This is a genomic window from Lutibacter sp. (assembly GCF_021647475.1).
Lineage (GTDB): Bacteria > Bacteroidota > Bacteroidia > Flavobacteriales > Flavobacteriaceae > Lutibacter.
In genome coordinates this window covers 1-13,233 of the sequence record NZ_JAKIUR010000030.1, presented here as the reverse complement: position 1 = coordinate 13,233, position 13,233 = coordinate 1, and the positions used below count along the sequence as shown (strand labels likewise).

9 protein-coding genes and 3 tRNA genes are annotated in these 13,233 nt (G+C 33.4%); 8 read left to right on the top strand and 4 right to left on the bottom strand.

Features of this window, described 5'->3' with window-relative positions:
* The first annotated feature begins 136 nt into the window (after positions 1–136).
* The 8 genes from L3J60_RS08435 (at position 137) to scpA (ending at position 5,432) form a co-directional block, all read left to right on the top strand.
* Entirely contained in the window at positions 137–475 is a 339-nt protein-coding gene (locus tag L3J60_RS08435) for a thioredoxin family protein (RefSeq protein WP_291975057.1), read from the top strand.
* A gap of 151 nt (positions 476–626) precedes the next feature.
* Positions 627–701 (top strand) — tRNA-Pro (locus L3J60_RS08430).
* A 58-nt stretch (positions 702–759) separates the two neighbouring features.
* Positions 760–833: transfer RNA gene (locus L3J60_RS08425), tRNA-Thr, on the top strand.
* A 111-nt stretch (positions 834–944) separates the two neighbouring features.
* Positions 945–1,017, top strand: a tRNA-Thr gene (locus L3J60_RS08420).
* Between the two features lie 78 nt (positions 1,018–1,095).
* Complete coding sequence (gene udk / locus L3J60_RS08415; RefSeq protein ID WP_291975056.1) at positions 1,096–1,701, top strand: uridine kinase; 606 nt, start codon at positions 1,096–1,098, stop codon at positions 1,699–1,701.
* 3 nt (positions 1,702–1,704) lie between these two features.
* Entirely contained in the window at positions 1,705–2,022 is a 318-nt protein-coding gene (locus L3J60_RS08410) for a septum formation initiator family protein (protein ID WP_291975055.1), read from the top strand.
* A 7-nt stretch (positions 2,023–2,029) separates the two neighbouring features.
* Positions 2,030–3,385, top strand: coding sequence for a methylmalonyl-CoA mutase subunit beta (locus L3J60_RS08405; RefSeq protein WP_291975054.1), 1,356 nt, complete (start codon positions 2,030–2,032; stop codon positions 3,383–3,385).
* Positions 3,375–5,432 (top strand): methylmalonyl-CoA mutase, encoded by a 2,058-nt coding sequence (gene scpA / locus L3J60_RS08400; protein ID WP_291975053.1) that lies wholly within the window; start codon positions 3,375–3,377, stop codon positions 5,430–5,432. The genes L3J60_RS08405 and scpA overlap by 11 nt, the downstream gene beginning before the upstream one ends.
* A gap of 359 nt (positions 5,433–5,791) precedes the next feature.
* On the opposite strand, the gene L3J60_RS08395 is transcribed toward scpA, so the two are convergent.
* The 4 genes from L3J60_RS08395 to L3J60_RS08380 form a co-directional block, all read right to left on the bottom strand.
* Positions 5,792–7,375, bottom strand: coding sequence for a hypothetical protein (locus L3J60_RS08395; protein ID WP_291975052.1), 1,584 nt, complete (start codon positions 7,373–7,375; stop codon positions 5,792–5,794).
* Positions 7,376–7,423: 48 nt separating this feature from the next.
* Positions 7,424–9,052 (bottom strand): hypothetical protein, encoded by a 1,629-nt coding sequence (locus L3J60_RS08390; RefSeq protein ID WP_291975051.1) that lies wholly within the window; start codon positions 9,050–9,052, stop codon positions 7,424–7,426.
* A gap of 18 nt (positions 9,053–9,070) precedes the next feature.
* A complete protein-coding gene (locus L3J60_RS08385) occupies positions 9,071–10,153 on the bottom strand; it encodes a tail fiber domain-containing protein (protein WP_291975050.1) in 1,083 nt (360 codons plus the stop codon).
* A 147-nt stretch (positions 10,154–10,300) separates the two neighbouring features.
* A partial coding sequence (locus tag L3J60_RS08380; protein WP_291975049.1) for a hypothetical protein occupies positions 10,301–13,233 on the bottom strand: 2,933 nt, incomplete at its 5' end.

Below are 13,233 nucleotides of genomic sequence, written 5' to 3'. Positions count from 1 at the left end.
AACTAACTATTGTTTAGCAATAATTTTTAATAATGCTTTAATAGAAAGAAATAATACTTAATTTCCTGATAAAATTTAACTAATTTTGTTCTCCTCAAAAGATTTTATCTTTTTACAAATTAATACTATTTAATAAATGACTACTTCCAATTCAGTTAACAACATAGAAGAACTTGATAAAATCTTAAAATCAGAAATTGCTGTTTTGCTATATTTCAACACCATTTCTTGTAACGTTGGAGAATCTTTAGAGCCAAAAGTTAAAAATTTAATTGATATCAATTTTCCTAAAATTAATTTTTACAATATTGATTTAAATTTTTCTCCAGAAATAGCTGCAAAATATAATGCTTTTGTTGAACCAACTATATTGATTTTCTTTGAAGGAAAAGAAACCATACGGAAAAGTAGAAATATTAGCATCTATGAATTACATGAATCTATTGATAGATTGTACAAATTAATTTTCGAATAAAACCTTGTAAAATATATTTTTAGTTTTATATTTGCACACCGAAATTATTCGGAGTGTAGTACCGCATCGAGTGCGGCATAAACAACGCTCAGATAATTGGTATTTAAAGTGATTTTTATTTTTAACAATTATAAAAAATTTATTTTAAATTCGGGGTGTAGCGTAGCCCGGTCATCGCGCCTCGTTTGGGACGAGGAGGTCGCAGGTTCGAATCCTGCCACCCCGACAAAAAGTTCTTAATTCTCAAACTATTTTTAAAAATAGAAGAACTTTAAAAATTAAAAGCCGATGTAGCTCAGCTGGCTAGAGCAGCTGATTTGTAATCAGCAGGTCGTGGGTTCGAGTCCCTCTATCGGCTCAAATTAAACCTCTTTTTTAAGAGGTTTTTTTATGCATATTGTTTATAAAATATATTACTTCATTTTATTTGATTATTAAAATAACTGTAGTTAAATTTGTATAATAAAAAGCCGACATAGCTCAGTTGGTAGAGCAGCTGAATCGTAATCAGCAGGTCGTGGGTTCGAACCCCTCTGTCGGCTCTTCTTCTTTATTTAAAAAACTTCATTTTATTCAAAAAATTATTCCTTAAATTTGTATAAATTAAATTTATAAAATATATGCTAATACTTGGTATTGCCGGAGGTACAGGAAGCGGTAAAACAACCGTTGTTAATCAAATTTTACATGAATTACCTGCAGATGAAGTGTGTGTAATTTCACAAGATTCCTACTACAAACAAAACGATAACCTTTCTTATGAGGAACGAACAAAAATAAATTTTGATCATCCAAAGGCAATTGATTTTGAATTATTGGTAGATCATTTAACAAAATTAAAATCTGGCGAAATTATTGAACAACCTGTTTATTCTTTTATAACTCATAACCGAACAAAAGATACGCTAATTACACATCCTAGAAAAGTAGTTATTGTTGAAGGAATTCTAATATTTAATAACCGACAATTGCGAGATTTATTTGATATCAAAATTTTTGTTCATGCCGATGCTGATGAACGCCTAATAAGAAGAATTAGGAGAGATATTGAAGAACGTGGCAGAGATATAAATGAGGTTTTAACCAGATATCAAAATACTTTAAAACCAATGCACCAACAATTTATTGAACCTACAAAAAACTATGCTGATATTATTATTCCTAATGACAGATACAATACTGTAGCAGTAGATATTGTTAGAACTGTTATTAGTCATAAACTCTAATTAATGACCTTTAAACAATTAAAAAATAAACCTCTAATAAAATTTATCACCAACATATATGTGATTGTTTTAACTATTTTCATTGTTTGGATGTTCTTTTTCGATGAAAATTCGGTGCTAACTCATTATGAATTTAGTAAAGAAATAAAGAAATTAAATACAGAAAAAAACTATTTTAAAACAGAAATTGCAAAAGATAAAAAAATAATTGATAGCTTAAAAAACCCAAATCAATTAGAAAAATTTGCTCGTGAAAAATACTATATGAAAAAAGAAAACGAAGATATTTACATTATTCAATACGACTCGATTAAAAACTAAAATTAACATGGCACTTTCATTTCTTAACAATTTTAAACCAATTACGGCTGCCGAATGGAAACAAAAAATTCAGGTAGATTTAAAAGGTGCTGACTATAATAAAACCTTATTAACCTCAACTTTAGAAGGAATAACCATAAAACCTTTTTATCATTTAGATACTTTTAAAAAATTAAAGATACCAACTCCTACAACCGATTTTAAAATTTGTCAAAACATTTTAATCCATTCTGAAGAAGAAGCAAACAAAATAGCAACAAATGCACTGTTAAAAGGGGCTAACGCTTTAAAGTTTATTGTAGATAAACCTTTTAATTTTGAAAATATTTTTGAAAATTTATTAAATAAAAATTATGAATTTCATTTTCAATTTAATTTTTTAGATCAACTATTTCTATTAGAATTATCAGAATTTCTTAAAAATGAAATCTTTTATTTAAATATTGATCCAATTGGTCAACTAACAGAAACTGGTAATTGGTTCTATAATTTTAAAGAAGATTTTAAAATATTAGCTCAATTATCCACCAAAATTAAAAAGCATCATTTAGTTGGAATAAATTCTAAATTATATCAAAATGCTGGTGCAAATACAGTACAACAAATTGCTTACAGTTTAGCTCATGCAAATGAATATTTAACCCAATTTGGAGGTGAAATAGTCAATCAAATTCAATTTAATATTGCTATTGGAAATAATTATTTCTTTGAAATTGCAAAAATAAGAGCAATTCGATATTTGTATAATTTAATAAGCAATACCTATAATAAAAATACCATTGCACAAGTTTTTGCCCAACCAAGTTTTAGAAACAAAACTATTTATGATTATAATGTAAATATGTTACGAACTACTACAGAATGTATGAGTGGAATTTTAGGTGGCACTAACACTATTGCAAATATTTCATATGATAATGTTTTTCATTATCCTAATGAATTTGGTGAAAGAATTGCAAGAAATCAATTATTAATATTAAAAGAAGAAAGCTATTTTAAAAACGCCCAAAATATAGCTACAAACTCTTATTATATTGAAGAAATAACCAATCAATTAGTTGAGAAATCACTTACTATTTTTAAAGAAATAGAAAAAAGTGGCGGTTTTTTAAAACAATTAAAAGAAGGTACTATTCAACGAAAAATTAAAGAAAACGCTCAAAAGGAACAGCAATTATTTAATGAAAATAAACTTATTTTAGTAGGAACAAATTCTTTTAAACAAGAAAATGAATCTTTAAAAAATAATTTAGAAAAGCATCCTTTTACCAAGAAAAATTATAAAAAAACAAGTATAATTCCAATAATCCCCAAACGATTAGCCGAAGAAGTTGAACAAATAAGACTTAAAAATGAAGCGTAACAATTTTTCAAAACTTACTGTTGAATATAAGCATTCAAAAAAAGAAATTTTTAGTCATGAAAATTTTGTTGCAGGAATTGCTCCAAATTTAAGAGGTCCTTATTCTACCATGTACGTTCGCCGACCTTGGACCATTCGTCAATATGCAGGGTTTTCAACAGCCGAAGAAAGCAATGCATTTTATCGTAGAAATTTAGCTGCCGGACAAAAAGGATTATCGGTTGCTTTTGATTTAGCCACTCACCGAGGTTACGATTCCGATCATGAACGCGTTCAAGGTGATGTTGGAAAAGCTGGCGTAGCCATTGATTCTGTGGAAGATATGAAAATATTATTCAACCAAATTCCTTTGGATGAAATGTCGGTTTCAATGACTATGAATGGTGCTGTTTTACCCATTTTAGCGTTTTATATCGTAGCGGCTAAAGAGCAAGGTGTAGCTTTAAAAGACTTAAACGGAACCATTCAAAATGATATCTTAAAAGAATTTATGGTACGTAATACCTATATTTATCCACCAGCTCCGTCTATGAAAATTATTGCTGATATATTTAAATATACTAGTAAAAGTATGCCTAAATTTAATTCTATTTCTATTTCTGGTTATCATATGCAAGAAGCTGGAGCAACTCCTGAAATTGAATTGGCATACACCCTTGCTGACGGATTAGAATATTTAAAAACAGGTATTGCAAGCGGCATGGATATTGATGCTTTTGCACCACGGTTATCTTTCTTTTGGGCAATTGGAATGGATCATTTTAGTGAAATTTCAAAATTACGTGCAGCACGAATGTTATGGGCAAAATTAGTAAAACAGTTTAATCCAAAAAATCAAAAATCATTAGCGTTACGCACACATTGTCAAACAAGTGGCTGGAGTTTAACAGAACAAGATCCTTTTAATAATGTTGCCCGAACCACTATTGAAGCTATGGCCGCGGCTTTTGGCGGAACGCAAAGTTTACACACTAATGCCTTAGATGAAGCCATTGCTTTACCTACGGATTTTTCTGCAAGAATTGCACGAAATACTCAAATCTATATTCAACAAGAAACAAAAATTACCAAAACAGTAGATCCTTGGGCTGGCTCAACATTTATCGAAAAAAGAACTGAAGATATGGCTAATGCAGCTTGGAAACTTTTACAAGAAGTGGAAGAATTAGGTGGAATGACCAAAGCTATAGAAAAAGGAATTCCAAAAATGCGAATTGAGGAAGCTGCTGCAAAAAAACAAGCTAAAATTGATAGTAATCAAGATATTATTGTAGGTGTAAATGAATATATTTTAGAAAAAGAAGATGATTTACAAATTTTAGAAGTAGATAATGATGCGGTTCGGAAATCTCAGATAGCACGTTTAACAACCTTAAAAAACACAAGAAATTCTAAAGACGTTGCAATTGCATTACAAAATTTAACAACTTGTGCTAAATCAGGTGAAGGAAATTTATTAGATTTGACTGTAATTGCCGCTGAAAAAAGAGCAACGTTAGGTGAAATTTCCACTGCTCTTGAAAAAGTATTCGGAAGATATAAAGCAACTATAAAATCAATTTCAGGCGTGTATAGTAAAGAAATTAAAAACGATAAAAATTTTGAAAAAGCTAAAAATTTAGCCAACAAATTTGCTGAATTAGAAGGCAGACGACCAAGAATAATGATTGCAAAATTAGGACAAGATGGTCATGATAGAGGAGCCAAAGTAATTGCTACAGGCTATGCAGATTTGGGATTTGATGTAGATATTGGTCCATTATTTCAAACACCTAAAGAAGCAGTAAAACAAGCAATTGAAAATGATGTACATATTTTAGGAATTTCATCTTTGGCTGCAGGGCATAAAACGCTCGTTCCTCAGGTTATTTCAGAATTAAAAAAATATGGAAGAGCAGATATTATGGTAATTGCTGGAGGCGTAATTCCAGCTCAAGATTATCAATTTTTATTTGATGCAGGTGTTTCAGGAGTTTATGGACCTGGAACAAAAATAGCTAAAGCTGCTTTTGAAATATTGGATTATTTAATTAAAAGCATTGAATAAATAAATTGAGCTAGTCATTTATAAATTCTATAGTAAAAACAGGTGTCATTCCTGCGAAGGCAGGAATCTAGACACATTCTATTTATGGATTCCTACCTTCGCAGGAATAATAAAATAACTATAAAACGCACTAATTCAATAATTTGTATTATTTTACTTATATCGAACTCACGTTCATAGTCAATGTTTTTTGTCTAAAACACTCTTAACTATAAAGTGGGAAATCCTATTAAGGAAATCCCACTTTTAAAATCTTTTATCAGACACTACTAATTTTTAATCTATTTTTTAGAAATTTATTTTCAGACATAAATGGTTACTATTTTTGTAACTACAACACATCTTCTCTTAAAATTAAACTATATTTTCCCCAAACACTCCACCATTAAATAAGAGCCAGACAAGTTAGTATTACCAGAATACCAGTTAATTATTGTTCCTCCTGTTTTTCTCAGCTCTATAAGAGTGTCAGTATTCGATGAAACAAAAGCATGGCTACCTTGATCACCAGTATTTGCGTCTTGATTAGGAGAAGCATATCCTCCTGCAAAAGTTCCAATCCGGGATCCATTGTTTGCATTGTAAATTGAATATCCGTAAAAGGTAGTAGTACCCGAACTTCTAACATAACCAGAAATTTTGTAACGGTAACCTCCCTTAAGGTTTACACGCCCTAAACTTGAACTTCCAAGAGCTGTTGTGTAGGGTACGGTATACAACGTTATTAATCCCATTGAATTGTTGCTTTTAAATGAAGTGTTAAAAGGACAATGATTTCCTAATCCAAGATTACTAGTTGAAGTAGCTGATAACGTAAATAATCCGTATTGTTGCATTGCTTTTAACTGCGTTTGAACGTTAGAACTTACCGTATTAATATACTGTAACTCTGTATTAGATACCGTACCATCGGCGAATTTTGCAGCATCAATACCCGTGGCTACTTTGGCATTGGTTACTTTTGCATTTCCTATAGTTAATACTGTTGAACCTGTAACATCACCGGTATGTGTTGCATTGGTTACTTTTGCTGTGTTAGTAGCTACACTAGTATTAGCAGAAACTCTAGCTTCTGTGTAATATAAATTTGTAGTGCCTTCGGTGAGCGCATCTGTAGTTGTAGGTGCTGCAGCAGGTGTTACCCAACTTGCCAATCCAGTAGCATCAGACGTTAAAACCTTTCCTACACCCGGTGTACCACTTTCAATTTTTACCGTTCCTGAAACTTCATAATTCCCGTTTATTCTAATTAAATTGTTATCAAATTCACCATAAATTAATGGTGTTGCTGAGCTTGAGTTCTCAATATATAACTTATTGTTAAATGCCTGACTGCTTGATAAATAACCAGCATAATTACCCAGTAAAACATTACCTGAACCATTCGTTTGATACCCCGCATAAGATCCTAGTACTGCATTATCACTACCAAAATTAAGGAAATTTGCATAGCTCCCAATTACAGCATTATTGCTTCCTGTAGTCGTGTGAGGTGATGCTTGATATCCGACACCTACATTATCAGTTCCAGAGGTATCGTTATATAACGCATTTATACCTACACTCGTATTCTGATTCGCACCATCATCATTAAAGCCAGTACCGCCAAGAAAAATACTTGAACCATCACTTTTACCATCATAAAGGCCATTAATACTGGTTGCTCCTATCTGTTTTTCCCAAGCAGTACCATTATTAACGTATAATCCCGGTATAACATCACCTGCTGTTGCGGTGTTATACACCACCATACCTGCAACATGTGCTGCCAGCGGACTAGCAGATGTTGTGCTTGTTAATGCCACTCGTGGCGGTAAAAAACCTTTGTTGGTAGCTGCTACTTCTAATTGTGCATTTGTATTTGGTGTGGTTGTGCCAATACCTGTTTGAGCAAAAGTGCTAACCGAAATAGCTAGGATTAAAATGGTAATTAATTTCTTCATTTTTAGTTATATTTATTAACTTCTTTTTAAAAGAAGGACACTTACAAATTAAATTTCGGTAATAGTTGTAACATAATGTCTAAGGTTTATGGTATAACCTCCACCTACAGATAACCTCATCCTAAAATAATCATTGTTATTTAGCACAAGTAGTGTCGTAGTATGTATGGAATGATATACATTATTTGCACTCAAGTTCTTTCCTAACAAATTGTAGGTTTTTTGAACACCATTTACACTAAAATATACATACGCATAATAGGTATTAGCAGTAGTATTTGTTGAGGAAATAGATAGGTCTAGGTCAATTTTTATAGTGATGGTTCTCCCTGTTGTATTTCTTAAAGTAGCATTATCTACTCTTGAAAATCCATTATACATTGACGCACTAGTTATTGAACCACTTACATAATACAAAAGATTTGCAGTAGCAAATGAGGTAGTATTCATATACTGATTTGCAAATAGTTGGGTAGTTTGAACATTGGAATAGTAAGCCTTACTTATCAATGGTGCTTTTGCATCTAACTGCGTTTGGGCGTTAGAGCTTAAACTATTTATATACTGTAACTCTGTATTAGATACCGTACCATCGGCTAATTTTACAGCATCAATACCCGTGGCTACTTTAGCATTGGTAACTTTTGAATTTCCTATAGTTAATGCTGTTGAACCCGTAACATCACCAGTATGTGTTGCATTGGTAACTTTGGCTGTGTTAGAAACAATTGCACTTGCTTGAGTAGAAGTAATGCCTGTTTTAGCGGTATTAGCAGCGACACTAGTATTGGCAGAAACTCTAGCTTCTGTATAATATAAATTGGTAGTGCCTTCGGTGAGCGCATCTGTAGTTGTAGGTGCTACAGCAGGCGTTACCCAACTTGCCAATCCAGTAGCATCAGACGTTAACACTTTTCCGGCTCCTGGTGTACCTCCTTCAATTTTTACCGTTCCTAAAACTTCAAAATTCCCATTCACCCTAATTAAATTAGTGTCAAATTCACCATAAATTAGAGGTGTTGCTGAGCTTGAGTTCTCAATATATAACTTATTGTTGAATGCCTGACTACTTGATAAATAACCCGCATGATTACCTAGTAATACATTACCTGAACCATTCGTTTGATACCCCGCATAAGATCCTAGTACTGCATTATCACTACCAAAATTAAGAAAATTTGCATAACTCCCAATTACAGCATTATTGCTTCCTGTAGTTGTGTGAGGTGATGCTTGATATCCGACACCCACATTATCAGTTCCAGAGGTATCGTTATATAACGCATTTATACCTACACTCGTATTCTGATTTGCACCATCATCATTAAAGCCAGTACCGCCAAGAAAAATACTTGAACCATCACTTTTACCATCATAAAGGCCATTAATATTTGTTGCTCCTGCTTGTTTTTCCCAAGCCAATCCATTATTAACATATAATCCCGGTATAACATCACTTACCGTGGCTGTGTTATATACTACCATACCTGCAACATGCGCTGCCAGCGGACTAGCAGATGTTGTGCTTGTTAATGCCACACGTGGTGGTAAAAACCCTTTTGTAGTAGAGGCTACTTCTAATTGTGCATTTGTATTGGGTGTAGTTGTGCCAATACCAGTTTGAGCAAAAGTGCTAACCGAAATGGCTATGATTAAAATGGTAATTCGTTTTTTCATTTTCTTCTAATTTTTATTTTAGTCAAGTAATCCTTTAGCTTTTAATAAAGCTTTTAAGTCACTTAATTCTTTTTTAACAGCATCAATTTCTTTTTGTTGTTCTTGCATTCCTTTTACTAAAATTGGTATTATATAGGTCTCTTTTATTTTTAAATGTGCTGCATCTTTATTATCTACAATTACAAAATCACCATTTTCAATGGCTTCTATATCCTGTGCTTTAAAACCAAAACGTTTAATTCCGTCTGTTTCTTCGGTGTTTCTACTTTTTCTGAATTCAAAAGAAATAGGTTTTAATTTGTTTATAAATGCTAAACCTCTATCTAAAGGTGCAAAATTATTTTTATCCCGCATATCAGAGGTTATTGTCCAAGCTACTTTTGTGTAAGCACCTGTTACTGAAGCATTTCCAATAGTAACCGTATTTGAACCGTTGCCACTAGCTTGATTACCTATAACTGTTTCATCTGAAACTCCATCAGCAGAAGCCCGTGCATCCCACCCAATGTAAATTGAATTACTAGATGTTAAGTTAGAAGCACTCGTAATAGTACGCTGACCTGCTCTAAAACCGAGAGCTACATTACCCACTCCTGTAGTATTAAGTGAGAGTGCTTCAGATCCTACCGCTATATTCTCTCTCCCAGAAGAATTATTCAATAAAGCACTGTATCCTAAAGCTGTATTATCATATGAATTAGTATGATATAATGTTTGTACACCAACAGCAACGTTACGAGATCCTGTTCCATTTACTGAACCTAGATACACACTAGTTCCCCACTCTATTTTTCCATCAGAAAGGTCATTAATATTGGTTACTCCTATTTGTTTTTCCCAAACAGTACCATTATTTACATACAACCCTGGGGTAACATCACTTACCGTGGCGGTATTATACACTACCATACCTGCTACATGAGCTGCCAGCGGACTAGCAGAGGTAGTCCCTGTTAACGCTACGCGTGGAGGTAAAAACCCTTTTGTAGTGGAGGCTACTTCTAATTGTGCATTTGTATTGGGGGTAGTTGTTCCAATACCTGTTTGGGCAAAGGTGCTTATGGTAAATATGAGGAATAGGCCTGTGATTATATTTTTCATTGTTAAAGTATTTATTTAATTTTTATTCAAAACCTGATTAAGATTATTTTGTTGCTTCGTTTAATTCTTGAGATGCTGAAACAAGGTCAGCATCAATTTATAGAAAGTGTTTAGGAAAATAAATCCCCCAAACACTCAACTATTTACTTAATACAAAGCTCTAAAACTAATCCAGTTTGTACCATCTGAAATTACTTTTATCCAGTTATTTTGAGCAGTAACACCCAATGTAGCTGTAGTAGTTTTAGTTGCAGCATCCTGTATTATTAGTTGACTGCTTGTTGTTGTAATGGTAACATTAGTTGCTGCAATGTTTTTAATAATATATTCTTTACCTGCTATACCCACAGCAGTTGGTAGCGTAATGGAAATACCATCTACTTCACAAATCACATATTTATCAGAACTACTAACCGTCAAATTCATAGCAACAGGTAAAGAAAATATATTGCTATTTGATGAAACTGGAGTTGTCCAACTTAAAGCACCATTTCCATCTGTTTTAAGAACTTGGTCTAAAGTACCATCATCAACTGGTAGCATTAAGGTATAATCTGCTGCTAATGCAGGTGTTTGTATGGTAACTTTATTTGTACCACTACCACTTGCTTCATAAATTGATAAGTTTCCTGCAGAAGTACCATTTTTTAGATTTAAAGCACCATTTATGGTTACCAAATTAGTATCAAACTCACCATAAATTAAGGGTGTTGTTGAGTTTGAGTTTTCAATGTACAATTTGTTACTTACTGTTTCATTAAGTCCTGCTTGATATCCTATTAATATATTACCTGAACCACCTCCTAGGCTTTTACCAGCTTCGTCTCCAATTACTACATTTTGACTACCAGAATTATTAAGTAGATTTGCAAAATGACCAATAGCTACATTACTACTTCCTGTTGTTGTACCTCCCGATGCTGAATATCCAATAGCTACATTACTTATTCCAGATGTAACACTGGCTAAAGCACTTTTTCCAACAGCCGTATTTACATTACCTCCATCGTCATTATTTCCACCACCACCAAGAAAAATACTGGATCCGTCATTTTTACCATCTGAAAGTCCATCAATACTTGCTACTGCATTCGTTTCCCAACTTGCCAATCCATTAGCATCAGAAGTTAAAACTTTACCAACACCAGGACTTCCACCAAATAGTTTAACATTCCCGTAAATTTCAACATTTGAAGTATTAAATCTTAACAGACCAGTATCAAACTCACCATATATTAAATCTGAGCCTGGTCCGTTAGAAATATACAATTTATTACTTCCTGTTTCACCAAATCCTGCAGAGTTACCCAAAAAAACATTCCCAGTTCCAGTAGTAAGTGCATTTCCAGTACTATAACCAACTGCTGTGTTACCTTGGCCTGTACTATTAAGCATTGCACTAACTCCAATTATTGTATTACTGCTAGCAATATTGCTTGGAGCTGAGTTTTGCCCTAAAACAATGGAGCTATTATTAAAAGATCTTGCATCCGAAAGATCATCAATTTTAGTCGCTCCTGCTGCGGCTGTTGCCCAACTTGCCAAACCAGTAGCATCAGAAGTTAGCACTTTTCCTACACCTGGTATGCCACCTTCAATTTTAACTGTTCCTGAAACTTCTAAATCACCATTAACTCTAAGTAAGTTTGCTGCAAAATCACCATAAATTAAGGGTGTTGTTGTATTTGAATTATCTATATACAATTTGTTGCTTCCTGTTTCATTATATCCTGCAGAGTTACCAATGGCAATATTTCCAACTCCAGTTACATTATTATACATAGCATTAGAACCTATTGCAACATTAGATGACCCAGTGGCTCTGGATAATGCCAAAGCTCCTAATGCGGTATTATTGGTTCCAATAATATTTGCTTTTAAAGACCATGCTCCTAGTGCTGTATTATAACCGCCACTTGTATTTGCTATTAAAGATGAAGATCCAACAGCAGTATTATAATCACCAGCTGATGCTCCAGATGAATTTGCATATAAAGTTCTATATCCAATTGCAGTATTCTTCTTTCCTGTATCATTTGTTCTTAAGGCATCTATACCAAGCCCTGTGTTCTCATTAGTTGATACTAAATTGTCTGCTGAACCTGAACGATATCCAAGAAAAACACTAGAAGAAGTTGTTTTTCCATCACTAAGCCCGTTAATGTTGGTTACTCCTGCTGTAGGAGTTTTCCATTCGGGTGCTGTTGCACCTGCATTTATAGTTAACACTTGGTTGGCAGTACCTTTAACTAAAGTTGTTCCTGTACCGTTAGTTCCACCATATATAATATCTCCTACAGCGGTCATTGGACTTAAAGCATCAAAACCTGCTACTTTTGTAGTTGCACCTGTACCTCCATTTGCAATGGCAACTGCCCCAGTAAGTTTTGAAGCAGCAACAGCTACAATTTTTGCATCTGTAACTTTTCCGTCACCAATAGTTAAAACCGTTGCACCAGTAACATCACCTGTATGAGTTGCATTGGTTATTTTTGCAGTGTTCAATGCAATGGCTGTATTTTGAGTGGTTTGCTCTGTTTGCAAGGTTGATATATCTGTTGCATTGGTTACAATACCTGTTATATCTTGATCTCCTGTGTTTGTTCCACTGGTTGCAGCTATAATTGCTGCTTGTGCAGGAGTAATCCCTGTTTTAGCATTGTTAGCAGTAATATCATTTGCTTGTTGTGTGGTAATTCCTGTTTTAGCTGTATTTGCAGCAACATCGGTATTAGCAGAAACTCTTGCTTCTGTATAATATAAATTAGTAGTTCCTTCTGTTAAATTATCTGTTGTAGAAGATGTTACATGATTTACATCACTCACTTTAGCGGTGTTCAATGCAATAGCCGTATTTTGTGTAGTTTGCTCACTTTGCAAGGTTGATATATCTGTTGCATTAGTAGCAATGCCTGAAATATCTTGATCCCCTGTGTTTGTTCCACTGGTTGCAGCTATAATTGCTGCTTGTGCAGGAGTAATCCCTGTTTTAGCATTGTTAGCAGTAATATCATTTGCTTGTTGTGTGGTAATTCCTGTTTTAGCTGTATTTGCAGCAACATCGGTATTAGCAGAAACTC

Bases quoted from the DNA above. Each gene is read 5' to 3' on its own strand.
- L3J60_RS08385 (WP_291975050.1), bottom strand. From the start codon at position 10,153: ATGAAAAATATAATCACAGGCCTATTCCTCATATTTACCATAAGCACC.
- L3J60_RS08410 (WP_291975055.1), top strand. From the start codon at position 1,705: ATGACCTTTAAACAATTAAAAAATAAACCTCTAATAAAATTTATCACC.
- L3J60_RS08435 (WP_291975057.1), top strand. From the start codon at position 137: ATGACTACTTCCAATTCAGTTAACAACATAGAAGAACTTGATAAAATC.
- L3J60_RS08390 (WP_291975051.1), bottom strand. From the start codon at position 9,052: ATGAAAAAACGAATTACCATTTTAATCATAGCCATTTCGGTTAGCACT.
- L3J60_RS08405 (WP_291975054.1), top strand. From the start codon at position 2,030: ATGGCACTTTCATTTCTTAACAATTTTAAACCAATTACGGCTGCCGAA.
- udk (WP_291975056.1), top strand. From the start codon at position 1,096: ATGCTAATACTTGGTATTGCCGGAGGTACAGGAAGCGGTAAAACAACC.
- scpA (WP_291975053.1), top strand. From the start codon at position 3,375: ATGAAGCGTAACAATTTTTCAAAACTTACTGTTGAATATAAGCATTCA.
- L3J60_RS08395 (WP_291975052.1), bottom strand. From the start codon at position 7,375: ATGAAGAAATTAATTACCATTTTAATCCTAGCTATTTCGGTTAGCACT.